This window comes from Aeromonas sp. FDAARGOS 1419 (assembly GCF_019047045.1).
Classification (GTDB): Bacteria; Pseudomonadota; Gammaproteobacteria; order Enterobacterales; family Aeromonadaceae; genus Aeromonas; species Aeromonas veronii.
This window is the reverse complement of the sequence record NZ_CP077209.1, coordinates 2,372,229-2,394,988: the sequence shown is the minus strand read 5'-3', so window position 1 is coordinate 2,394,988 and position 22,760 is coordinate 2,372,229. Positions and strand designations below refer to the sequence as shown.

The following is a 22,760-nucleotide window of genomic DNA, read 5'->3' as shown; positions in this document are numbered from 1 at the left end:
GGCGGGGTGCTTTCAGCACTGGACATCACCGCATCCATCTCGGCCTGCTCCACGATGGGCTTTATCAATCTGACGACAACGGCGCCATGGTTAATACCAGCTTGCCGATATGACGGCCTGAATCCAGCAAATGGTGGGCGGCGGCGGCCTCATCCAGCGGGAAGGTCTGGTAAACCTGCGGTTTGACCTCGCCGCGTTCGATAAATGGCCAGACATGAGTTTGCAGCTGGGCGATCAGATCGGCTTTTTCCTGCGGTGTCCGCGAGCGCAGGGTAGAGCCGATATGGGTCAGCCGCTTTTGCAGCATGGGAAACAGATCGAGATTGGGGGCGGCGCCCGCAATAATGCCGATCTGGACTATGCGGCCATTGATGGCGGCCGCCGCATAGTTGCGCGCGACATACTCCCCGCCAATGATATCGAGAATGATGTCGGCGCCATGGCCATCGGTGGCTGCATGCACGGCCTCGACAAAATCCTCCTCCTTGTAGAGTACGGCCACATCCGCGCCCAGCTTGATGCTGGCGGCCTGCTGTTCGGGTGAGCCGACCGTGGTGATGATTTTGGCGGCGCCAAATGCCTTGGCCAGCATGGTGGCGGTCGTGCCGATGCCGGAGGCGCCGCCATGGATCAAGATAATGTCGCCTTTTTTGAACTGACCCCGTTCAAACATATTTGACCAGACCGTCATAAAGGTTTCCGGCAGCGCCGCGGCTTCGACAAAGCTTAATCCGGGCGGCAGGGGCAGGACATTGCTCTGGTGGGCGACGCTGTACTCGGCATAGCCGCCACCCGAAATCAGCGCTGCGACTTTGTCGCCAACCTTGAGATGCTCCACCTGCTCCCCCTTGGCGACCACGACCCCGGCGACCTCCAGCCCGGGAATATCCGATGCCCCTGCCGGAGGCGGGTAGAGCCCTTTGCGCTGCATCACATCCGGCCCATTGATGCCGGTCGCATAGTGCCGGATCAAAACCTCATCGGGCTTGGGCGCCGGTGTGGCGCGGGTGGTCAGTTGCAAGACATCGGGGCCACCTGGCTGGGTAATTTCTACCGCGCTCATGGTGGCGGGAATGGAATAGGCGTTATGCATCAGCGGCTCCTTGTAACGAGGTGATATGAGGTTCCCCGAGTTGGATGAGCACCAAGATAGTGGAGATTGCTGATGAATAAACGCAGTATTATCCCTCACCTGTAATGCAAAAATGCATTTCAACCGGGAGTCGTGATGAACTGGGATGATGCGAAAATTTTTCTGGCGTTGCATCGGGAAGGGAGCCTGAGGGGCGCCGCCCGTGTGGTCGGGGTCGATCAGGCCACCATTGGCAGGCGGATTGCCGCACTGGAGCATCGTCTGGCGGCCACGCTGTTTCTCCGCACATCCAAAGGGTATGTGCTGACTCATGTCGGGGAGATAGTGCTGGCCAGCGCTCAGCAGATGGAGCTGGCTGCCATTGATTTCGTGCGGGCGGCGCAAGGGGTCGACAACCGTCTGGTCGGTGAGGTCAGCGTGGCGACCACAGACACCCTGGGGATGGATTTTCTGATACCGGCCCTGACCGAGCTGTATCAGCGTTATCCCGATATCAGGGTCATCCTCAATACCTCGACCCAGGTGGTCAATCTGTCCCTGCGGGAAGCGGATATCGCGATCCGGACGGTGAAGCCGGACAATCCCGACCTGATTATCCGCAAGCTGGCCTCCTGGCCGGTCGGGTTGTATGCCTCCGCCGACTATCTGGCTCGCCATGGCATTCCCGAAGCGGGCACCGGTTTTGCGGGCCATTCGCTGGTAGTGTATGAGCCCCACTGGCAGAGCGCGCGCTCGCCCATGATGCTCGAAGAGGCGGCCGAGGGGGCCACGGTCGCCGCGGGGGTCAATACCAGCCTGATGCTGCGTCAGGCCCTGTTGATGGGGTTGGGGCTTGGCGAGGTGGCGGTTCCGCTCGCCGAGCAAGCCGGGTTGGTGCGGGTCTGGCCCGAGCGGCAGTTACAGCAATCCTACGATGTGTGGCTGGTGACCCATCAGGATGTGCAGCATGCCGCGCGGGTCAGGGCGGTCATGGATGCCATCGTCAGGGCATTTGCCGCGATGGCCTAAGTCTGGCGGGGATTCTGTTCAGGTTTTGTCGCAGCGCGGTCACACCTCTTGCCATCGTCATGGCGGTTGAGGGAAAACCCTCATTTACTTGGTCTCTGACAGTCAATACTGTGAGACCGAGTCCACCACTACTGGAGCCTGACCCATGACCGATATGCTTGTTGACGATAAACAACCGACCCCGGATCCGGCAGAGCAGAATGCCTTCTTCCCATCGCCCTACTCCCTGAGCCAGTTCACCTCGCGCAAATCTGACCTTGCCGGGGCAGACTATCCCGCTCCCTATCGGGAGGGGCGCTGGAAGATCCTGCTGATCGGGGCCGATGAGCGCTATCTGCCCACCGACAACGGCACCCTGTTTTCCACCGGTAACCATCCGGTCGAAACCCTGCTGCCCATGTATCACCTCGACAAGGCGGGCTTTGCCTTTGATGTGGCCACCCTTTCCGGCAATCCGGTCAAGTTCGAGTGGTGGGCCATGCCCGGCGAAGACGAAGAGGTGCTGGGGCTCTATGCCAAATATCAGGCGCAGTTCCGCCAACCGGCCAAGCTGGCCGATCTGCTGAAAGAGGCGCTGGCCGCCGACTCGGACTATATCGGCGTCTTTATTCCCGGCGGCCACGGCGCCCTGATGGGGTTGCCGCAGAGTGCCGAGGTGAAAGCGTTGCTGGAGTGGGCGATGGCCAACGATCGCTTCATCATCTCCCTCTGTCACGGGCCTGCTGCGCTGCTGGCGGTGGCCAATCCAGAGACCTTCGCGGGCTACAAGATCTGCGCCTTCCCCGACGAGCTGGATGCCCAGACCCCGGCAATTGGCTATATGCCGGGCCACCTCACCTGGAAGTTTGGCGAGAAGCTTAAAGAGATTGGTTTTGAGATCGTCAACAACGGCATCTCGGGAGAGGTGTGCCGGGATCGCAATCTGCTGACCGGTGACAGCCCGCTGGCTGGTAATAACCTCGGCAAGCTGGCCGCCACCACCTTGCTGGAGGCGGTTGCCAAGCGATGAGGTTGTCGTCATCGCCAGCGAATGCATTGCAGGTCGTGGTGGCGCTGGAAGGGTGCCAGCGGCTGGAGGAGATCCAGCAACTGGTGCGCGCCTTTGCCACCCCGCTGGGGTATCACCGCTTTGCGCTCTTCTCCATCAGTGCCAGCGAGGAGGGGGTGGTCGAGCATCTCTACTGGCTGGAGGGGGAGTGGCTGGAGAGCGGCGAGGCGGTCGACCTGCATGCCTATATGCGCGAGTGCCCGATGGCGATGCATATCAGGGAGCGAGACCAGCCCTTCTTCTGGAGCAAAACGGTTGGCGCTGCTGGCGAGCAGTACCGTATCGTTCGCCATCCTGAGGGGCCGGGCCGACATGGCTTGCAGGTACCCGTCTATGGGCCGTTGGGACTGGAAGGGGCGATGAGCTTTGGCGGCGATCAGATCGATGCCAGTGCCCACACTCGGGTTGGCCTTGCGCTGATCGCGGTGGCGGCTTTTCATGCTGCTCGTCGAATGATGGAGATGCCGGTGGCGGGTCACGAGCGTGGCCTCACTGGGCGCGAGCGCGAAGTGCTGGAGTGGGTCTCCCGGGGTTGGCGCCATGCCGATATCGCCACCACCCTGAAACTCTCGGTGCGCACGGTCGAGAACCATCTGCGCAGTGCCCGCCGTCGACTGGGGGTGGCCACCACGGCAGAGGCGGTCAGAGTGGCGATCAGGAACCGCGATATTGAGGGCTGAGGGGCTACCCCTTTGTCTGGCATGTAAAAAGAGACCGGCATATAGCCGGTCTCTTTTTTATTTCCGCAACCTTTATGCCTGTGGCGGGGTGCTTTCGGCGTTGGACATCACTGCATCGATTTGTACCAGAGCACCGGCGGGAAGTTCACTTACCCCGATTACGGTGCGGGCAGGCAGATAACCCGGGAAGAATTTGGTGTAGATGGTGTTGACCGCATCCAGATCCGCGATATTGCCGAGCTGGATATTGACCTTGACGATATCGTCCATCACATGGCCGATGCTTTCCACAATCGCCTTGATATTGCTCAGGCACTGGGCGGTCTGCTCCTTGATGCAGCCAGCCAGGATCTTGCCGGTGGCGGGGTCTATCGGCAGTTGGGCAGAGAGATGGTTGTAGTGGGAGAAGGCAACGGTCTGGGTGTGCAGCGGGCTGCGCGGTGCCTTGTCGGTATTGCGGGCACGGATCACCAGATTGTGACGATCTTCCACCAGTTGCGGCGGGGTGCCGTCACCGTGGGAGATGACCGCATCCATCTGCACCCGTGCCCCCATGGGCAGAGCGGCGGCACTGACTACCGAGCGGGCGGGCAGATAGGCCACGGCGCGGGCGATGGCGGAGTCGGGGAAGAAGGTGGTGTAGACCTCGTTGACGGCCTCCAGATCGGCCAGATCGGTCAGATAGACGGTGACCTTGACGATATCGTCAAACGGCACGTCGATGCTCTCCAGCACCGCCTTGATATTGCGCAGGCACTGGCCCGCCTGCTCCTTGATGCCACCGGCAACCAGCTGGCCAGAGGCTGCATCGACCGGCAGCTGGGCGCCGATATTGTTGTAGTGGGAGAAGGCCACGGTATGGGTGGAGAGCGGATTGTGCGGCGCCTTGTCGCTATTGCGGGCCAGTTTAACCAGCGGGCAAGGATCTTGTGGGAAGGTACCTTCGCCGTTGGAGATGATGGCATCGATCTGCACCAGTGCGCCCAGCGGCAGGGCGGCGACGGCGAGGGTAGTGCGGGTCGGCAGATAGCCCGGGAAGAATTCGCGATAGACGGCGTTGACCGCCTCCAGATCGGCCATCTCTTTGAGGAAGATGGTCGCTTTGACCATATCGTCCATCACATGGCCGATGCTCTCGATGATTGCCTTGAGGTTGCTTAGGCACTGTCTGGCCTGCGCAGTGACATCGCCACTCACTATCTTGCCGGTGGCGGGATCGACCGGCAGCTGGGCGGAGATATTGTTGTAATGAGAAAACGCCACCGTTTGGGTGCAGGGGCCCAGATCCTGGGGTGCATGGGGGGTATTTCTTGCCGACTTGATGATGGTGCCACTCATAGATATGCCTCTTTTTAATATTTGTTGTTCATTCAGGTACAGGTTTACCCCATCTTGTTGTGCGCCACGGCCACTGCGCCAGCGGCGGCATCCCCGGTTATTATTTGTGATCCACTCAATTACTGAGAGGAATAAGGGAGAAGAGGACAGGGTAGATATTTCAGACGCTGCGATTCTATGAGTGGCTATCAGGGGTTGCAAACCGCTGATTGCATTTCTATGAGATGGCTCAATGGGTGCAAATTTAAGCATATTGCTATTCAATTCACCCGAAATCGTAGCCAATTTGTGCGCAAATGGTGCCGAGCCGGCGGACAGCCTTGCCCTGACTGGATTTGCTCTCCCCCTCTTCGGGATATTGGCGTGTGAATAAAGGGTTAATATTATGCGCTAATGTGCAAATAATGCATATTATGGTGCATGGATATCTGTTTTCAGCTCTTTTAAGGGGCTATGAAAATTCCCGTGAATATGCATATCAACATTATTAAAGATACCTCTGGAATATAATTCACGGCTTTTGCATTCCTCTCTGTTAATGATAATTCCGGCATACTCGATGACGCCTTGCTGGCAGCCGGGATCTGTTATTAACGCCATAAAATTCTATGCCATGAATTTGCACGACGGACCTGCCCCTGCTGCACAGGAGTGGGGAGCATGGCGTTGGCGTGACGGTTTGCAGGAGCTGTGGTGCTGGATGAGAGGTGGCGTTGGATGAGGGGCGGTGGTGGCAATACGAGTCTCTTCACGCCGGTTGCATCCCCCGATGGGTGGGGTTGCCCCGCGTCGTCGCTTTTTCCACTTTTCTGTGGCTTTGTCCGAGCTCCCTCTTATCTGTGGCTGGTTGTGATGATTGGGATGGTTTTCAGGGCTCGGGAACAGTTCAGATGATTTCGCAGGCATAAATTTCAATATGCTGTTTTTAAAGGGAAATGTGTCAAAAAATGGATTTATCGACCGCTTTTTATGGTTTCTTGATGAAACTATTAATTAGTGGCGTGATTGCGAGTCAGGTCGCTTTTTTCACTCGCTATTAATCGTATGATTAATAAGGTGATCAAGGAGCCCTGACGGAGAGCATCGATGCACCGGCAGGCCATTGCCCAGGATTGGCAAGCGAGATCGCATCGCGATCATCATTACCTGACTGTGGAGGATTTATGCTGGGTTTCGTTCTGGGCGATATGTATTGTCAAACATCTGGGCAGCGGTTACCTCCTCGCCTGGGAAAGAGCTTTCCAATTCCTGCCGATTACCGACTGCGCGGCCGGGTATCCGCCGCCATCATGACCATCGAGAGCCTGCTCGATACCCCTTATCCGCAAAAGCAGTTTCGTGATCTGGTCTTTGGCGCCTTTATCGAGCGCCAGCGTCGGCTGTTTGGCGAACATGTGATTGTGGCCCGCATGGAAGGGGAGGATGGGCTGGAGCTGTCGATTGATCTCTCGTTTGTCAGTACCGCCGTACCTGTGGGCCTGCTGGCCATCTCTGAAGAGCTGGCCCTCGCCACGGCGCCGCGTCCCAAGAAGAGCCATCCCCACTACGAGGCGCTGTGCAAGGCGATCGACTGCATGGTGATGCTGATGTTTTATGGCAAGGTGATCCGCCAGCGGAATACGGTGTTGGAAAATATCGGTCATCAGTTTGGTTATCAGCCCGCGGCGACCCTGACGGCGCGCGTTGGCCAGGGTGGGGAGGATGACTACGACGCCTTCATGGTCAATATCATGACCTGTATTGCCCACTCCAACTCGCTCAAGGAGGCGCTGGAGAATGCCAGCCGGATGGGAATTCAGGAGCCCGCTTTCTTCTGCATCGTCGGTGCGATTGCCAGCACCCTGTGGGGTGTGCCCAGACTGTGGGCGTATCAGGCCTCACAGCTGATCCATCGCTCCCACCATCACTACATCCAGAATCTGCTTCGCTGTGAAACCCGTGCCGGGCGGCGCCATATCAATCTGGAGCCGCCAAAGCCCCCGCTGTTTGCACCGATCCGGCAACAGGTTGTGCGTCTGTTCAAGGGGGCACACTGATCCGCAGCCCCCTTGTCATCACTCAGGCGGGATAAAGTGCCCCCAGCACAGCCGGACGGCTGGCACCGGTGACGGCGGGCAGATTGCCCGGCTTGCGGTGAACAAAGCACATGGCCAGCCAGGCAAAGGCTGCGCCTTCTACCCAGTCGGGGGCAAGGCCCAGCTCGGCAGTGCTGGCGATGCGCCATGCAGGCAGCAGGCTGGCCAGCTCCTTCAGCAAGGGGGCGTTATGGGCACCGCCGCCGCAGACAAACAGCTCGGCTTTCGGCTGGCTGGCACCGACTGATTCGGGCCTGGCGGGCAGTTGGAGGGCGATGCTGTGGCAGGTGAGCGCCTGCAGGGTGCGCTGCACATCCACGGGGGCGTATGAAGTGCCAGCCAGCTCCCCATCGAGCCAATCGAGGGTAAACATCTCACGTCCGGTGCTCTTGGGGGCGGGGGCTGCGAAGTAGGGGTGAGCCAGCAGTTTTTCCAGCAGGGCCGGGATGGGCTTGCCACTGGCGGCCCATTTGCCACCGGCGTCATAGCTGCCGCCGTGGGGCTGATGGCGGCGATACCAGCCATCGAGCAGGGTGTTGGCCGGGCCGGTATCAAAACCATATACCCCGCCCGGATTGCCCGGCAGCACCGAGATATTGGCGATGCCGCCGAGGTTCAGTACCACTCGCAGGGCGCCGGGTTTGGCAAACAGCGCCTGATGGAAGGCGGGCACCAGCGGCGCCCCCTGACCACCGAGGGCCATATCCATGGTGCGAAAATCGGCGATAACGTCGATGCCGGTCAGGGCGGCCAGCAGGGCGGCGTTGCCGATCTGCAGGGTAAAGCCGAGCTGGGGGCGATGGCGGATAGTCTGGCCGTGGCTGCCGATAGCGCGAATATCTTTGGGCTCAAGCTTCGCCTTGGCCAGCAGCGCGTGGGTGGCGGCGGCAAACTCTCGCGCCACCAGATTATCGGCCACCCCCATGCGGTCGATTTCGTTGTCGCTCGGGGTGCAGAGGGCATGCAGCGTGCGGGCGGTCTCTTGCGGCCAGGGGTGACAAAGCGCCGCTTCGACCCGCAGTTCATCCCCGGCGATCATCACCAGCACGGCATCAATGCCGTCCATGCTGGTTCCCGACATCAGACCGATATAGCGCTCAGCCATGGTGTCTCCTTACATTCCTGTTCGAAAATGCGGTGTGCAGAGAGGGTGAAGAGGGGAACGGCTTTCATCCCATGCCACATGGCGTGGTCTTTGACATCAGACCGATATAACGCTCAACCATGTTGCATCCTCAATGCGGACCGGAAAAAGAGTGAGAGAGACAGGATAGATAAGCCCTTGCTTCCGTGCCACATGCCGCTCCCGGTGTTCCATCTCATCTTATGTCTGAAAGTGGACTCATTTCAATCTGATTGCCTGGTGCGGGTTTAATAAAAGGGGCTGGCAGGGCCTTCACCCTGCCAGCCCTGATGACTTAGTTGCCGCGACTATCCCGCTTGTTCTGGGCCAGCTGCAGCTCGGGGTTGTCGAGCTTGGCCAGTTGCGGCATCGCCAGCTTTTTGAAGTTGGCCAGCTCGCGTCCGCTCAGGGTCTCTGCCTGCGGCAGGGTGAGGGTGCGCGGGTTCTTGTGAATGCCGCCCACCACGAATTCGTAGTGCAGGTGCGGGCCGGTGACGCGGCCGGTGCCACCCAGAGTGCCGATGGTCTGTCCCTGCTTCACCCGCTGTCCCTTGTTGACGGTGCGCTTGGAGAGGTGCAGGTACTTGGTCACATAGTTGCCAGCATGCTTGATAAAGACGTAGTTGCCGTTGAACTGGTTGTAACCGGCGGCCACCACGCTGCCGGAGCCCGCCGCCATGATGGGGGTGCCCACCGGCGCCACATAGTCGATGCCGTTGTGGGGGCGGATCTTGCCGGTTACCGGATGGAGGCGGCGCGGGTTGAAGTTGGAGCTGATGTATTTGAAGTTGACCGGCGCACGCAGGAAGCTCTTGCGCATCGCTTTGCCTTCCGGGGTGTAGTAGTTGCCATCTTCATTGAGCACGGCGCGGTAGGCGGTGCCCTGGTTGACGAACTCCGCCGCCAGAATATCGCCGGAGGCGACCCGCTCGTCGTCGCGGAACTTGTCTTCATAGACCACCCGGAAGCTGTCCCCCGGCTGCAAGTCCTGGGCAAAGTCGATGTCCCAGCCGAAGATGGCGGCCAAGTCCATGATCTGATCTTCGGTCATCCCCGCATCCACCGCGGCGCCCCAGAAGCTGGAGCGGATCTCCCCTTTGCTCACCTGTTCGCGGGTGTCGAGGGCGATCTTGACGTTGCGGGCGACAAAGGTCTCCTCCTTGCGGCTCACCTTGAGCGCCTGCTCCAGACTGTGGGGGTAATAGAGGCTGTGCAACTGGCCATCTTCGGTCAGCTTGAAGGTGAGTTCCTGCCCAGGTTGCAGCATGCGCAGGGGATCGCTGCCCTCGAGCTGGTCGATCAGGTGCAGATCCGTGGTGCTCAGGCCAATGCGCTGGAAGATGACTCCCATGTTGTCGCCACGGCGTACTTTCACCTGCTTGGTGATGTAGCGCGGCTTGGGCGGGGTAACGGGCTGGGCGGCCTCGGCTGGCAGCTCGTCGTTTAGCGCGTTGTCGTTAGCCGGTTCCCGCAGGGCAATTTCGTTGCCGTTTTCATCGACCCGTGTTGCTACTGCCTGTTCGCTTGGCCAGGCAGCCAGCATCATGATCATGATGCTCAAGATCAGCACCATCTTGCGGTGCCAGTGGGGGAGTGCGTTGAAGGCGTGCCAAATAACCATGAGAAGCAGATGAAGTCGGGCAGAATGGACGGATTTTACAGCCTTTCCAATTGGCCCGCCATTCCAGTAATATGTTTGGCCCTGTGGAATCGTGATGGAGAGTCAAAAAATGTCCCAGCTCGAGGTGGCGCTAGCCGAGATCAAGCGCGGAGCGGAAGAAATTCTGGTTGAAGAAGAACTTGTCGCCAAGTTGAAGGAAGGGCGCCCGCTGCGCATCAAGTTGGGCATGGACCCGACCGCCCCCGACATTCACCTGGGTCATACCGTGATCCTCAACAAGCTGAAGACCTTCCAGGATCTGGGCCATGAAGTGATCCTGCTGATCGGTGACTTCACTGCCATGGTGGGTGACCCCTCCGGCAAGAACGCCACCCGTCCGCCGCTCTCCGAAGAGGCCATCAAGCACAACGCCCTCACCTATGCCGAGCAGGCGTTCAAGATCCTCGACCCGGCCAAGACCCGCATCGAGTACAACTCGACCTGGCTGAGCGAACTGGGGGCGACCGGCATGATCAAGCTGGCGGCCAAGCAGACCGTGGCCCGCATGATGGAGCGCGACGACTTCAAAAAGCGCTACACCGGCGGCCAATCCATCGCGATTCACGAATTCCTCTATCCGCTGCTGCAAGGCTATGACTCGGTCGCGCTGAAGGCGGACGTTGAGCTCGGCGGTACCGACCAGAAGTTCAACCTGCTGATGGGCCGCGAGCTGCAAAAAGATGCCGGTATGGCGACCCAGTGCGTGCTGATGATGCCGCTGCTGGTGGGTCTGGATGGCGTCAAGAAAATGTCCAAATCCGCAGGCAACTACATCGGCGTCCATGACGCTCCGGGCGAGATGTTCGGCAAGATCATGTCCATCACCGACGATCTGATGTGGAACTACTACGAGCTGCTCTCCTTCCGTCCGCTGGCTGAAATCGAAGAGTTCAAGGCAGGTATCGCGGCCGGTACTCTCAATCCGCGCGACGTGAAGATCTGGCTGGCCAAAGAGATCATCGCCCGTTATCACGACGAAACGGCGGCTGAAGCGGCCCACGAAGATTTCACCCAGCGTTTCTCCAAGAACGCCATTCCGGACGAGATGCCGGAAATCGAGCTGGCACTGGAAGGCGAAGGGCTGGCCATTGCCAACCTGCTGAAAGAGGCCGATCTGGTGGCCACCACCTCCGAAGCGCTGCGGATGATCAAGCAGGGTGCGGTCAAGGTGGATGGCGAGAAGCTGGAAGATGGCAAGGCACTCATCGGTGCCGGTACCGCCGTCTATCAGGTCGGCAAGCGCAAGTTTGCCCGAGTGACTGTCAAATAAGCAGCACCGTCAAATAAGCCGTCGCATCAGGCAAGCTGGCCATCAAACCGGTTCAAGCTTGTTCAACAGGGCCTCCTTCGGGAGGCCCTGTCGTATCTGGGCGGCACGGATCTGGGCGATAAAGTGCCGCAGCACGGCACTGCTTGGGTGTGGCCGTGTCGCCAGACTGATACTGGTCATCATGCCGTTGCCCTCAATGGGGTGATAACTGACCCCGAGCGGGCGCAGCGCCGCCACCGAGCTGGGCACCAGAGTCACGCCAAAGCCCGCCTGTACCATGCCGACGGTGGAGATCACCTGCGGGCATTCGGGCCCCAATATCGGCTCGAACCCCGCCTCCCGACAGAGACCCACTATGCCGTCATAGAGCCCGGGCCCGATGGCGTGGGGGAACAGAATAAAACTCTCGTCCTTCAGGCTGGCCAGTGGTAAGGGGCCTGGCTTGGCTTTGGGGTGACTGGTCGGCAGGGCGATCAGCAGCGGCTCCTGCTCGATAAGGTGATGGGCAAAGCCCTCGCTACCCCGGCAGGGCAGCCGCAAGATGGCGGCGTCCAGCCGATCGTTGCGCAGCGCCTCCACCAGTGCCGGCATGGTGCCCTCCTGCGGGCTGAGGGCCACCTTGGGGTAGCGCTCCCGATAGTCGTGCAGCAGGGTCAGCACCGCGGGGTGGAGCACGGTGGAACCGGCAAAGCCGATCCTCAGCGCCCCCTGCTCGCCCCGGGCAATCCGCTTTACCTTCAGTTTTGCCGCATCGGCCAGCGCCAGGATCTGCGCCGCATCCCGATAGAGGCTCTCGCCCGCCTCGGTCAGTTCGACACTGCGGGTCAAACGGCGCAGTAGCGGGGTGCCCAGGGTCTCTTCCAGCTTGCGGATCTGCTGGCTCAGCGGCGGCTGGGCCATGTTGAGTGATTCGGCTGCGCGGGTGAAATTCTGCTTTTCAACAACGGCCATGAAGTAGCGGAGCGTACGAAGTTCCATATCGATTGAGTCTCAAAGTCATGGGATCAGCGTATTGGTGTTGAAATGTGAACCAAGTCACCATTGGATTCGAACGCTAACAGGATTCACGGTGGAGGTGAAACCCGAATGGAACATATTGCAACATCTGACAGTGCCGGGTGCAGCTGTGCCCTCGAAGTGAGCCAGCAGTTTTCCCGCTGGCGCAGGCAGCATGACGGTGGCGAGATCTACCAGAGTTCCCTGATGAGCGCCCTGCTGGCGGGGGTCTACGAAGGGGAGACCACCATGAGCGAGCTGCTGCGCCACGGCGACTTTGGCCTCGGCACCTTCAATCACCTCGATGGCGAGCTGATCGCCTTCGAGCGGCAGATCCACCAGTTGCGCTCCGATGGCTCGGCCCGTCCCGCCCGCGCCGATCAGAAGACCCCCTTTGCGGTGATGACCCATTTTCGCCCCTGTCTGGAGCGTCGCTTCGATCACCCCCTGAGCCGTGACGAGATCCACCAGTGGGTGGATCGGCTGGTGGGCTCCGACAACGTCTTCGTCGCCCTGCGCCTCGACGGCCAGTTTGAAACGGCCAAGGTCCGTACCGTGCCGCGTCAGGAGCCCCCCTATCGCCCCATGCTGGAAGCCATCGAACAGCAACCGCTGTTCCGCTTTGCCGCGGTGGCGGGAACTCTGGTGGGCTTTCGCTGCCCGCCGTTCGTGCAGGGGGTCAATGTGGCGGGTTTTCACGAGCACATGATCACCGCCGATCGCAAGGGGGGCGGCCATCTGCTCGACTACACCATGGCCCACGGCACCCTGCGGCTTTCTGTGGTGCGTCACCTCAATCTGGCCCTGCCATCGGATCCCGCTTTCCGGCAGGCCGACCTCAACCCCGCCGATCTCGATCGCGCCATTCAAGCCGCCGAAGGCTGATAGACAAGGAGCAATAACATGGAAAACAGACAGTGGAAGTGCGGTGCCGAGCTGGTGGTTCGTCATCTGGAGGCGCAGGGGGTCAAGCAGGTGTTTGGCATTCCTGGCGCCAAGATTGACCGGGTATTCGATGCGCTGGAGGATTCCCCCATCGAGACCATAGTGGTGCGCCACGAGGCGAACGCCGCCTTTATGGCGGCCGCCGTGGGGCGTCTCACCGGCAAGGCGGGGGTGGCGCTGGTCACCTCGGGCCCCGGTTGCTCCAACCTTATTACCGGGTTGGCGACGGCCACCTCGGAGGGGGACCCCATGGTGGCGCTCGGCGGTGCGGTGCGCCGTGCCGATGGCCTCAAACTCACCCACCAGAGCATGGATACGGTCAACCTCTGTCGTCCGGTCACCAAGTTCAGTGCTCAGGTCAACAGCGGGGCGGCGATCTCCGAAGTGATGGCCAACGCCTTTCGTGCCGCCGAGCTGGGGCGGCCGGGGGCGGCGTTTGTCAGCCTGCCGATGGATATCATCAACAAGCCGGTGCAGGGCAATGTACTGGTGCCCCGCGAAGTGCCGGAGCCGGGCTGCGCCGATGAACAGAATATGGAGCAGGCATTGACCCTGCTGAGCAATGCCCAGAATCCGGTTGTGCTGCTCGGCCTGATGGCGAGCCGGCCGGAGAATGCCGAGGCGGTGCGCGCCTTCCTCGACAAGGCGCGGCTGCCGGTGACCGGTACCTATCAGGCGGCCGGGGTGGTGGACAGCTGCCACTTCGATGACTTTGCCGGACGGGTCGGGCTCTTCAACAACCAGCCGGGGGATCAGCTGCTGGCAGGGGCCGATCTGGTGATCTGCATCGGCTACAGCCCCATCGAGTACGACCCCGTGCTGTGGAATGGCGACAGGGAGCGGCGCATCCTCCATATCGACGTGCTGCCTGCCGATATCGACAGCAGCTACTGCCCGACCGCCGAGCTGGTGGGGTCGATCCGCGCCAACCTGTTGCAGCTGACCCGCATCATGGGCAATCCGAAAATCCGTCCCCCCGAGGTGGATCGGCTGCTGCAAGGGGTGCGCCAGCAGCGACTGCGACTGGCGATGCGGGCCGATGATCTGCACGGCAATCCGGTTCACCCCTTGCGTATCGTGCGCGAGCTGCAGGATCTGGTGCGCGACGACATGACCCTTTGCGTCGACATGGGCAGCTTCCATATCTGGATTGCCCGCTACCTCTACAGCTTCCGCGCTCGTCAGGTGTTGATCTCCAATGGTCAGCAGACCATGGGGGTGGCACTGCCGTGGGCCATCGGTGCGGCGCTGGTGCGACCGGGTGAGAAGGTGATTTCGGTATCGGGGGATGGCAGCTTTATGCAGTCGAGCATGGAGCTGGAGACGGCGGTGCGGCTCAAGAGCAATATCGTCCACATCATCTGGGTCGATAACGGCTACAACATGGTCGCGATGCAGGAGCAGCAGAAGTATTGCCGCACCTCCGGCGTCTCTTTTGGCCCCATCGACTTCAAACGCTATGCCGAATCGTTCGGGGCGGCCGGGTTTGCGGTGCGCTCGGCCGACGAGCTGCGTGCCACCCTGCGGGCCGCGCTGGCGGTGGAGGGGCCTGCTGTGGTGGCGATCCCGGTGGATTACTCCGACAACCCGGGGCTGATGGCCCAGCTCAGGCCAGAAGTATTGGCATAAGTGTGGGCAGCAGTGCTGGCCTGAATCCCTGTGTAAGAGCAGGCAGACCCGACCATATAGCAAAAACCGGCATCATGGGATGCCGGTTTTTTATTGCTACGCGGGATTGGTGGCCTTAACGGGCCAGCTGGACGGCGGCGCGTGCGCGGGCCGGTTGTGGGCGCTGTTTGGCTTTTGGCGCGCAGGCCATCTTCAGGCGCAGCCACTCGCGCCACAGCAGCCAGCAGAGCGGCAGGGTGAGCAGCAGCACGGTCGCGGGCTGGGCCATCAGCACGCCATCACGCCCCCACAGTTGTGGCAGCAGGAAGATGAGCGGCAGCAGCAACACGGTTTTGGCGATGGAGATGGCCAGCGCCTGACGGGTACGCGCCATGGATTGCAGCAGCACGATGCCGAACATGATGATCCCCTCCAGCGGAATGGCGCCGAGGTTGAGGGTCAGGCTGCTGATGGCGGCGGCCAGCAGTTCGGGATCCTTGTCGCCGGTATAGAGCATGGCGACCTGTCCCGGCAGCAGCTGGATGGTGAGCCACACCAGCATGCCGTAGATAAAGGTGAACTTGAGCCCCATCTCCATCAGGTACTTGAGGTTGCGATGGCGCTTGGCCCCCGCCGCCTTGCTGATGAGCGGCTGAATGCCGAAGGCGAGCCCCTGCAGAATGACGATGAAGACCGCCTCGGTGTAACCGGCCACGGTAAAACCCGCCAGATCCTTCACATTGCCGTACACCATCAGCTGGCTGTTGTGCAGCATCAGCAGCAGGCCGAGGTTGAACTGGGCAATCAGGCTCGGCAGACCGGTAAAGAGCAGGTGCGGCATGGCGGGGAGGTTGGGCACCAGATCCCGCCAGCTGAGGCGCAGCCGCGCCCAGGGGGTGAAGAAGTAGCCTAGGCCGATCAAGCTCACCGCACCCTCTGCCATCAGGGTGGCTTGCGCGGTACCGATCAATCCCAGCCCCAGCCGACCCACCATGATGTAGTTGAGGATGATGTTGAGCACGGCGCCGCTGCTCACCAACACCATGGCCAGTTTCGGGCGGCCATCGTTGCGCAGCAGATAGGGGACCGCCAGATTGCTGGCCAGCAACAGAGTGCCGCCGCCAATCCAGGTGAGGTAGTCACTCGCCTGTTTCCAGGTCTCGGTGCCCTGTTCAATCCCCAGTCCCAGCAGGATATCGGTGTGGGTGTAATAGAGAAGCACCGGCGCAACGCCCCCGAGTCCGGCCAGCAGCCAGAGGGCGTTGACCAGTGCCTGACGGGCCAGCGTGTCGTTTTTCGCCCCTTGCTGGAAGGAGATGGCGGTGGCCGCCCCCATGCTGATCATGGCGGCCAGGCCGATCAGCACCATGATGACCGGATAGACCAGGTTGATTCCGGCGAGGCCAGCGGCACCGACATAGTGGCCGACGAAGATGCCGTCGATGAGGTAGTAGGCCCCCGAGACCAGCATGGCAAGAATGGAGGGGAGGGCGTAAGCCCAGAAGCGACGGGTCATGGCCCGTTGCCGCAGTGTTAAATAGGCAGACATATCTGTTCTCTCGGGGAGTTCGATTATCGAACAGCTAGTCTAGATTAATACTTATTTGGTGATAATCAGGGTTTCACTTGATGAATTGCTGAGTATTACTCACTAATCCGGGGTTTTGGTAGTGAGCCTTGAGCATGTCGATCAGGATGCGCAGCCCGCTGCCCAGCTGATGCCGACTGGGATAGAAGAGGTAGAAGCCGGCAAAGGTGGGGCACCAGGGCTCCAGCACGGTGAGCAGTTTCCCCTCCGCGACCTTCTGGCTCACCTCCTCTTCCAGACAGTAGGCGAGCCCCAGCCCCGCCTCGGCGGCGCCCAGATAGAGGGCTGGGGTGCTGGTAGTGAGCGGCCCGGTCACTTCGATCTCCAGCATGGTGCCATCGGCGGCAAAGGCCCAGCGATAGTGATGGTGCGGGGTGAGGCGATAGCCGATGCAGGCGTGGCGGCTCAGCTCGCTCGGGTGCTCCGGCGTACCGTGCTCCGCCAGATAGGCCGGGGAGCCCACCACCAGATAGCGCTGGGGCGGGCCGAGGGGGATGCCGATCATCTCCTTGGGCAGCAGATCGCCATAAAAGAGTGCGGCATCGTAACCATCTTCAATCAGCCGGGGCATCAGCTCCTGCTCCACCACCTCCACCTGCATCCGCGGATAACGGGCCAGATAGTCGATCAGCACAGGTGCCAGCAGGCTGTCGATGGCGCCGCGGGGGGCACAGAGCTTGAGCCTTCCCACCGGCTCATCGCTGTTGCGGGCCAGCTCGCAAAGCGCCTCTTCCAAGGTATTGAGGGTGGGGAGCAGCTGCTTGAGCAGCCGCTGGCCCGCTTCGGTCGGTACCACGGCGCGGGTGCTGCGGTTGAGCAGCCGTACTCCCAGACGGGCTTCCAGCCCCTTCAGGCTATGACTGAGGGCGGAGGCGGAGACCCCGAGTTCGAGGGCGGCCTTGCTGAAACTGCGGTGACGGGCGACGGCGGCAAACACCGCCAGTTCGGCGAGATCGGTACGGGTAATGGTCATCATCAATCAACAAAAAGGCGTGAGTCACAAGGGTACGCCAAGGCCGTGCTGCACACAATCCGCGCTAAACGGGTGGCTTGTTGCAAATATGTAGCTGCTCGCAGGCCATTGATTCCAGTGAAACTAAGTTGAATTGTTAAAAAAAACTCACAATAAGGCGCTTTGAGTGTGATCTTGGTCGTCCGAAAGGCGACCAAAATCAAACTTTGGTTGATTAATTCAAAAAAACGCTGTGATTAATAAGGGCATTTAATTAAAGTCAGCCCATCAAGAGTGGCGCACGTTAATCGGTTGTTAAGTGAGACGGGCGCCGACCCTCAGGGTCAAAATCTCGCACTGTTGTTTGTTGCAATCCTGTTGTCACAAGGAGTGATGGCCAGGTTGCCGGGGGGCGAGAGGTTAATATCAAGGACGGACAGCAGGCGTTCCAGGGAGATGGAACCGGGCCAAGGCCCGACCAAACAAGAATCCCATTTTCCTAGATGACAGGAACAACGTATGTCTGACATGAATATTGCAGCTGATGGTCGTTTAGCCAGCAACACCTCCCGCGGCGTCAACAAGGCCGATGTGGTCTGGATGCTGGGTCTGTACGGTACCGCGATCGGTGCCGGTGTGCTCTTCCTGCCAATCAACGCCGGTGTAGGTGGCCTGTGGCCGCTGGTTGCCATGTTGATTCTGGCGCTGCCGCTGACTTTCTTTGCTCACCGTGGTCTGACCCGCTTCGTGCTGTCCGGCTCTACCCGTGATGGCGACATCACTGAAGTAGTAGAAGAGCACTTCGGCAAGACCGCAGGCAAATTCATCACCCTGCTCTACTTCTTTGCCATCTACCCGATCGTGCTGATGTATTCAGTCGCCATCACCAACACCGTCGAGAGCGTGATTGTTCACCAGCTGGGCATGTCTGCACCTCCCCGTGCCGTTCTGTCACTGGCCCTGATCCTCGGTCTGATGGCGGTTGTTCGTCTGGGCGGCCAGGTTATCGTCAAAGCGATGAGCGTGCTGGTATTCCCGTTCGTGCTCACCCTGATGGGTCTGGCGTTCTACCTGATCCCGCACTGGAACGGTGCCATCATCACTGAAGCTCCGGCCCTGTCCGACGCCTTCAACGGTGACTTCATCAAGACCCTGTGGCTGGCTATCCCGGTAATGGTGTTCTCCTTCAACCACTCCCCGATCATCTCCTCCTTCGCGGTGGACAACAAAGGTCGTTACGGTAAAGGTGCCGAGAAGAAGTGCAGCAACATCCTGCTGGGCGCCCACGTCATGATGGTGATGACCGTTATGTTCTTCGTATTCAGCTGCGTACTGAGCCTCTCTCCGGCTGACCTGGCTGCTGCCAAAGAACAGAACATCTCCATCCTGTCCTACCTGGCCAACCACTTCGATAACCCGGTTATCGGTACTGTGGCTCCGCTGATCGCCATGGTTGCCATCAGCAAATCCTTCCTGGGTCACTACCTGGGGGCGCAAGAGGGCATGAACGGCCTGATGGCCAAGGCGCTGCGCGAGAAGGGCAAGAACGTTGACACCAAGCAACTGAACAAAGTCACTGCCGTGTTCATGATCCTGACCACCTGGGCCATCGCTACCATCAACCCGAGCATCCTCGGCATGATTGAAGACCTGGGTGGCCCGATCATCGCAATGCTGCTGTTCCTGATGCCGATGTACGCCATCACCAAGGTTCCGGCCATGCGCAAATACGCTGGCAACATCAGCAACGGCTTCGTGACCATCATCGGCCTGATCGCCATGTCCGGTATCATCTACAAGCTGATTGCCTGATAACTCCGGTTACCAAGTTGAATGAAGAAGCCGCCTCGCAAGAGGCGGCTTTTTTATGGCCGGGATTCAGGATTGGGCATTGTCGATATTTTCCGACTGCCAGAGGGCATAGCCCTTGCCGGAGGCCGTGGTAGGCAGATCAATCTGCATCAGGTCGTTGCCGATGACAAAGGGGCCCGAGTAGCGGGCGCGCAGATCCTGCGCCAGATCTTTGACCCTGATCTTGCCGTTGAGGCCGATATGGCTGAACACGGTCAGCGCCGGTTTGGCTTCGTTCATTACCCGGGCCGCCTGCTCAGGGGAGGCGAGGTGACCGGCGATCGCCTTGTAGCCGGGGTTGGCCTTCATCTGCTCGGCAGAGGTCATGGAGACGCAGTGCACCAGCAGATCGGCCCCTTTGGCCTGCTTCACCACTTCGGGGCTGTAGCGGGTATCGCCGGAGAGCACCACGCTATGGCCGTGATAGTCGATGCGATAGCCGAATGACGGCTTGATGTTGACCCCGTGGTCGTTGTCAAAGGCGGTTACCTTGACCCCGTCATGGTTGTAGACCACCCCGGCGGTAACCTCGTGGCTGTTGATCTCCACCCCATCCAGCGGCGTACCCTCATCCTTGACCCGGGTGGCGATGTCGGTGGCGTAGGCCTGCTGCAAGCCACGGGCGAGAGCTGTGGTGCCTTTGGGGCCGTAGAGTTCCATCGGCGCGTGGCGCTGGCCATAGGCCGGTTGCAGCCAGCCGGTCAGCCAGAGATCCGCCAGCCCGTTGGTGTGGTCGGAGTGAAAGTGGGTGAGGAAGAAGGCGTTGACCCGGCCGATGGGGATATGCAGCTGCCACAGGCGAGTGGCGGAGTTGCGGCCAAAATCGAACACCAGCTTCTGGTTGCCCGCCTCGACCAGAGTGCTGTAACCGCCACGACTGATCTGGGGTACCGGAGTGCCGGTGCCGAGCAGGCTGACCCGAAAGATATCGGGCCGGGCTTGAGTTGCTGAGGCAGGGGCATGATCGTGGTTGCTGATAAAGCTGCTCTCGGCAGCCTGACTGGCGCCGCTGGCCAGCAGACCGACCAGTAATGCGGCCAGATAGGTGCTTTTCATGGGAATTTATCCTGTGGGGGAGGGACGGCATCACTGTATTGGTAACTAAAAGTTGAATAAATTGGCTAAAATCCATTTCTTACTAAACTTTTGGTTGTGAATAGGGGCCCTGTCGCGGGACAAACGGCCTTGAAACGGGCAAAAAGGAGGGGTTGTGGACCGATTGACCAGCATGCGAATCTTCACCCGGGTAGTGGATCTCGGCTCCTACAGCGCGGTGGCGAGCGAAGAGGGGATCAGCGCCCAGATGGTGGGCAAGCATGTGCTGGGGCTGGAGCAGTGGCTGGGGGGCAAGCTGTTTCACAAGACCACCCGCCAGCAGACTCTCACCGAGCTGGGCCAGCTGTTTTTGGCTCGCTGCCAGCGGGTGCTGGAGGAGCTGGCACTGACCGAGTCGCTCACCCAGAACCTGCTGGCCGAGCCGGCCGGACGGCTGCGCATCGCCGCTCCCCTCAGCTTTGGCCACCACCGGCTGGTGCCGCTGCTGCCCGCTTTTCTCGACCGCTACCCCAAGCTGGATCTGGATCTGCAGCTCACCCCGCGCTGGGTCGATCTGGTGGAGGAGGGGTTCGACGCCGCCATCCGCACCCTGCGCCCGCAGGATGAGGCGCTGATCGCCCGTCCGCTGCTGACCCAGCACTACCGCCTCTGCGCGGCCCCCGACTACCTCAATCGCCACGGCGTGCCCCGTCATCCGGCCGATCTCGCTCGCCACCAGTGTCTGCACGGCAACTGGGGCGAGCACGAGCGCTGGCAGTTTGTCGGTGAGGATGGCCAGAGCGAGGAGGTGCGGGTCGCCTCGCGCCTGCGCATCAATCACTGGCCAGCCTTGTTGACGGCGGCGCTCTCGGGGGCTGGCATCACCTTGCAGCCGGCCGAACAGGTGCGTGACCATATCGCTGCGGGGCGTCTGCTGCCGCTGCTTGGCCACTATCAGAGCCCGGCCAAGACCCTCTACTTCATCTATCCGGCGGCGCGGCGGCAGGTACTCAAGATCACCCTGTTGGGGGATTTTCTGGCCGAATCCCTGCAAGCTGGGCCCGAGCCCGAATAAAAGGCTGCATATTCTCGCAGCCGCGATTAACCATCGTGCTTAACAAAGGGGCGGAGCAGGCCTAACATGGCGGGATGTTTTTCTAGTCGGGACAAAAGGATATGTCTGGGTTGAAAAAGGATCTCGGGCTCTGGCAGGGGATGGGGCTGCTCGCCACCTCGCTGCTTGGCACCGGGATCTTCGTGGTACCGGCGACTGCCGCCTCGCTGGCGGGGGGGGCCTCGCTCTGGGCCTGGTTGCTGCTGATTGCGCTGGTGCTGCCCATCGCCTTTACCTTCGCTCGCCTCGGTCGTCGCTATCCCCATGCGGGCGGCGCGCCGCACCTGATTGGCCTCGCCTTTGGCAACGGCGCCGAGCGTTTCTCCGCCTTCCTCTTCCTGGCTGTGCTGCCGGTGGGGCTGCCCGCAGCCCTGATGATTGCCGCCGGTTTCTGGCACGCCCTGTTCGAGATGGGGGAGTGGACCCTCTGGGCCATCCAGCTGCTGACCCTGCTCGGGGTATTCCTGCTGGGGCTGCGCGGGGCGCGCTCCTCCGGCAACCTGCAACTGTTGATAGCTCTGGCTATTCTGGGGCTCACCCTGCTGATCTGGTTCAAGGGAGAGGTGAGCTGGCGCGATGCGGCCCGGCCGCTGCCGAGCGCGGATGAGTGGCCCCCTATGGCCACCGCGCTGGCGGTGATGTTCTGGTGTTTCGTCGGGCTGGAAGCCTTCGCCCACATGGGGGAGGAGTTCAAGCGGCCGGAGCGGGACTACCCCATCGCCCTGCTCGGCGGGGTGCTGCTGGCGGGGCTTATCTACTGGATCCACTCGCTGGTGGTGCTCAAATACGGCCTCTACGGCGATGAGGCGACCAACGCCACCGCCATTCCGGCCCTGCTCTCCCTGCTGTTAGGCCCCACCGCCAAGTGGCTGGTGGCGGTGCTTGGCTACCTCTCCTGCTTTGCCAGCATCAACATCTACATTCAGGGCTTTGCGAGGCTTATCTGGAGCATGGCGCGTGAAGGCAAGCTGCCCCCCTCGCTGGCGGTGCTTACCGCTCGGGGTGCGCCGCTGCGGGCGCTCGGTCTGGTACTGCTTATCTGCCTGCTCTGCATCACCCTTATCATCTGGTTGCGACTGCCCCTCGATGAGCTGATCCGCTACGCCAACGGTAACTTCGTGCTGGTCTACCTGCTCTGCATGGCGGCGGGCTGGCGCCTGCTCGGCGGGGTGGGCAAGGGGCTGGCAGGGATAAGCGTGCTGCTCTGCGCCCTGGTGCTGGTGGCGCTCGCCACTCAGGTCCTCTATGCGGTGGTGCTCAGTCTTGGCTACGGCAGCTTCTCGTTGTGGCGGCGTCATCTGCGCCGCAGTCGTCAGCAGGATGCGCTCCCGCTGGCGAAGTAACGTCTCCCCGATAGTCGAAGAAATGAGAAAGCC

Annotated in this window: 18 protein-coding genes; 10 read left to right on the top strand and 8 right to left on the bottom strand. The window is 60.7% G+C overall.

Annotation, left to right across the window (positions count from 1 at the left end; genetic code table 11):
• Positions 1 to 64 precede the first annotated feature (64 nt).
• The gene (locus tag I6L49_RS10600) at positions 65 to 1,093 is read right to left on the bottom strand and encodes an NAD(P)H-quinone oxidoreductase (RefSeq protein WP_216949509.1); all 1,029 of its coding nucleotides are present in this window, start codon (positions 1,091 to 1,093) and stop codon (positions 65 to 67) included.
• 135 nt (positions 1,094 to 1,228) lie between these two features.
• Here I6L49_RS10600 and I6L49_RS10595 point away from each other — a divergent pair, with 135 nt between their 5' ends.
• The 3 genes from I6L49_RS10595 to I6L49_RS10585 all read left to right on the top strand — a co-directional run bounded on the left by I6L49_RS10595 (position 1,229) and on the right by I6L49_RS10585 (position 3,829).
• Positions 1,229 to 2,101: a LysR family transcriptional regulator gene (locus I6L49_RS10595; RefSeq protein WP_216949508.1), complete on the top strand. Its 873-nt coding sequence runs from the start codon at positions 1,229 to 1,231 to the stop codon at positions 2,099 to 2,101.
• A 145-nt stretch (positions 2,102 to 2,246) separates the two neighbouring features.
• Positions 2,247 to 3,110, top strand: a complete 864-nt coding sequence (gene hchA, locus I6L49_RS10590; RefSeq protein ID WP_058057895.1) for a glyoxalase III HchA — start codon at positions 2,247 to 2,249, stop codon at positions 3,108 to 3,110.
• Complete coding sequence (locus I6L49_RS10585; RefSeq protein WP_216949507.1) at positions 3,107 to 3,829, top strand: PA1136 family autoinducer-binding transcriptional regulator; 723 nt, start codon at positions 3,107 to 3,109, stop codon at positions 3,827 to 3,829. Before hchA ends, I6L49_RS10585 begins: the two co-directional genes overlap by 4 nt.
• Before the next feature lie 72 nt (positions 3,830 to 3,901).
• Here the strand turns inward: I6L49_RS10585 and I6L49_RS10580 are convergent, their stop codons facing one another.
• Positions 3,902 to 5,167, bottom strand: coding sequence for a RidA family protein (locus I6L49_RS10580; protein ID WP_216949506.1), 1,266 nt, complete (start codon positions 5,165 to 5,167; stop codon positions 3,902 to 3,904).
• A gap of 1,289 nt (positions 5,168 to 6,456) precedes the next feature.
• Between I6L49_RS10580 and I6L49_RS10575 the strand changes: the two genes are divergently transcribed.
• Entirely contained in the window at positions 6,457 to 7,203 is a 747-nt protein-coding gene (locus I6L49_RS10575) for a hypothetical protein (RefSeq protein ID WP_254127467.1), read from the top strand.
• Between the two features lie 22 nt (positions 7,204 to 7,225).
• On the opposite strand, the gene I6L49_RS10570 is transcribed toward I6L49_RS10575, so the two are convergent.
• The gene (locus tag I6L49_RS10570; RefSeq protein WP_216949504.1) at positions 7,226 to 8,347 is read right to left on the bottom strand and encodes an anhydro-N-acetylmuramic acid kinase; all 1,122 of its coding nucleotides are present in this window, start codon (positions 8,345 to 8,347) and stop codon (positions 7,226 to 7,228) included.
• A gap of 313 nt (positions 8,348 to 8,660) precedes the next feature.
• Positions 8,661 to 9,986, bottom strand: a complete 1,326-nt coding sequence (locus tag I6L49_RS10565) for a peptidoglycan DD-metalloendopeptidase family protein (protein WP_005358749.1) — start codon at positions 9,984 to 9,986, stop codon at positions 8,661 to 8,663.
• 109 nt (positions 9,987 to 10,095) lie between these two features.
• Between I6L49_RS10565 and tyrS the strand changes: the two genes are divergently transcribed.
• Positions 10,096 to 11,295 carry a tyrosine--tRNA ligase gene (tyrS, locus tag I6L49_RS10560; RefSeq protein ID WP_216949503.1) on the top strand — a complete coding sequence of 400 codons (1,200 nt, stop codon included), beginning with the start codon at positions 10,096 to 10,098 and terminating at the stop codon, positions 11,293 to 11,295.
• Between the two features lie 42 nt (positions 11,296 to 11,337).
• Here the strand turns inward: tyrS and I6L49_RS10555 are convergent, their stop codons facing one another.
• Positions 11,338 to 12,273: a LysR family transcriptional regulator gene (locus I6L49_RS10555; RefSeq protein ID WP_216949502.1), complete on the bottom strand. Its 936-nt coding sequence runs from the start codon at positions 12,271 to 12,273 to the stop codon at positions 11,338 to 11,340.
• Positions 12,274 to 12,381: 108 nt separating this feature from the next.
• On the opposite strand from I6L49_RS10555, the gene budA reads away from it, so the two are divergent.
• Together budA and alsS are read left to right on the top strand one after the other, a co-directional pair.
• A complete protein-coding gene (budA, locus tag I6L49_RS10550) occupies positions 12,382 to 13,176 on the top strand; it encodes an acetolactate decarboxylase (RefSeq protein WP_005338506.1) in 795 nt (264 codons plus the stop codon).
• 18 nt (positions 13,177 to 13,194) lie between these two features.
• On the top strand, positions 13,195 to 14,865 hold the full coding sequence (gene alsS / locus I6L49_RS10545; protein ID WP_216949501.1) for an acetolactate synthase AlsS: 1,671 nt from the start codon (positions 13,195 to 13,197) through the stop codon (positions 14,863 to 14,865).
• 115 nt (positions 14,866 to 14,980) lie between these two features.
• Here the strand turns inward: alsS and I6L49_RS10540 are convergent, their stop codons facing one another.
• Complete coding sequence (locus tag I6L49_RS10540) at positions 14,981 to 16,393, bottom strand: MATE family efflux transporter (protein WP_216949500.1); 1,413 nt, start codon at positions 16,391 to 16,393, stop codon at positions 14,981 to 14,983.
• A gap of 73 nt (positions 16,394 to 16,466) precedes the next feature.
• Positions 16,467 to 17,405 (bottom strand): LysR family transcriptional regulator, encoded by a 939-nt coding sequence (locus tag I6L49_RS10535; RefSeq protein WP_042055187.1) that lies wholly within the window; start codon positions 17,403 to 17,405, stop codon positions 16,467 to 16,469.
• Between the two features lie 498 nt (positions 17,406 to 17,903).
• Here I6L49_RS10535 and I6L49_RS10530 point away from each other — a divergent pair, with 498 nt between their 5' ends.
• Positions 17,904 to 19,196: an HAAAP family serine/threonine permease gene (locus I6L49_RS10530; protein ID WP_216949499.1), complete on the top strand. Its 1,293-nt coding sequence runs from the start codon at positions 17,904 to 17,906 to the stop codon at positions 19,194 to 19,196.
• Positions 19,197 to 19,262: 66 nt separating this feature from the next.
• Here the strand turns inward: I6L49_RS10530 and I6L49_RS10525 are convergent, their stop codons facing one another.
• Positions 19,263 to 20,291, bottom strand: coding sequence for an MBL fold metallo-hydrolase (locus I6L49_RS10525; RefSeq protein ID WP_216949498.1), 1,029 nt, complete (start codon positions 20,289 to 20,291; stop codon positions 19,263 to 19,265).
• Between the two features lie 154 nt (positions 20,292 to 20,445).
• On the opposite strand from I6L49_RS10525, the gene I6L49_RS10520 reads away from it, so the two are divergent.
• Together I6L49_RS10520 and yjeH are read left to right on the top strand one after the other, a co-directional pair.
• On the top strand, positions 20,446 to 21,345 hold the full coding sequence (locus I6L49_RS10520; RefSeq protein WP_216949497.1) for a LysR family transcriptional regulator: 900 nt from the start codon (positions 20,446 to 20,448) through the stop codon (positions 21,343 to 21,345).
• A gap of 101 nt (positions 21,346 to 21,446) precedes the next feature.
• Positions 21,447 to 22,727, top strand: a complete 1,281-nt coding sequence (gene yjeH / locus I6L49_RS10515) for an L-methionine/branched-chain amino acid transporter (RefSeq protein ID WP_216949496.1) — start codon at positions 21,447 to 21,449, stop codon at positions 22,725 to 22,727.
• Positions 22,728 to 22,760: the final 33 nt, after the last annotated feature.

Bases quoted from the DNA above. Each gene is read 5' to 3' on its own strand.
- tyrS (WP_216949503.1), top strand. From the start codon at position 10,096: ATGTCCCAGCTCGAGGTGGCGCTAGCCGAGATCAAGCGCGGAGCGGAA.
- I6L49_RS10585 (WP_216949507.1), top strand. From the start codon at position 3,107: ATGAGGTTGTCGTCATCGCCAGCGAATGCATTGCAGGTCGTGGTGGCG.
- alsS (WP_216949501.1), top strand. From the start codon at position 13,195: ATGGAAAACAGACAGTGGAAGTGCGGTGCCGAGCTGGTGGTTCGTCAT.
- I6L49_RS10525 (WP_216949498.1), bottom strand. From the start codon at position 20,291: ATGAAAAGCACCTATCTGGCCGCATTACTGGTCGGTCTGCTGGCCAGC.
- budA (WP_005338506.1), top strand. From the start codon at position 12,382: ATGGAACATATTGCAACATCTGACAGTGCCGGGTGCAGCTGTGCCCTC.
- yjeH (WP_216949496.1), top strand. From the start codon at position 21,447: ATGTCTGGGTTGAAAAAGGATCTCGGGCTCTGGCAGGGGATGGGGCTG.
- I6L49_RS10580 (WP_216949506.1), bottom strand. From the start codon at position 5,167: ATGAGTGGCACCATCATCAAGTCGGCAAGAAATACCCCCCATGCACCC.
- hchA (WP_058057895.1), top strand. From the start codon at position 2,247: ATGACCGATATGCTTGTTGACGATAAACAACCGACCCCGGATCCGGCA.
- I6L49_RS10555 (WP_216949502.1), bottom strand. From the start codon at position 12,273: ATGGAACTTCGTACGCTCCGCTACTTCATGGCCGTTGTTGAAAAGCAG.
- I6L49_RS10600 (WP_216949509.1), bottom strand. From the start codon at position 1,093: ATGCATAACGCCTATTCCATTCCCGCCACCATGAGCGCGGTAGAAATT.
- I6L49_RS10575 (WP_254127467.1), top strand. From the start codon at position 6,457: ATGACCATCGAGAGCCTGCTCGATACCCCTTATCCGCAAAAGCAGTTT.
- I6L49_RS10565 (WP_005358749.1), bottom strand. From the start codon at position 9,986: ATGGTTATTTGGCACGCCTTCAACGCACTCCCCCACTGGCACCGCAAG.
- I6L49_RS10535 (WP_042055187.1), bottom strand. From the start codon at position 17,405: ATGACCATTACCCGTACCGATCTCGCCGAACTGGCGGTGTTTGCCGCC.
- I6L49_RS10530 (WP_216949499.1), top strand. From the start codon at position 17,904: ATGTCTGACATGAATATTGCAGCTGATGGTCGTTTAGCCAGCAACACC.
- I6L49_RS10570 (WP_216949504.1), bottom strand. From the start codon at position 8,347: ATGGCTGAGCGCTATATCGGTCTGATGTCGGGAACCAGCATGGACGGC.
- I6L49_RS10595 (WP_216949508.1), top strand. From the start codon at position 1,229: ATGAACTGGGATGATGCGAAAATTTTTCTGGCGTTGCATCGGGAAGGG.
- I6L49_RS10540 (WP_216949500.1), bottom strand. From the start codon at position 16,393: ATGTCTGCCTATTTAACACTGCGGCAACGGGCCATGACCCGTCGCTTC.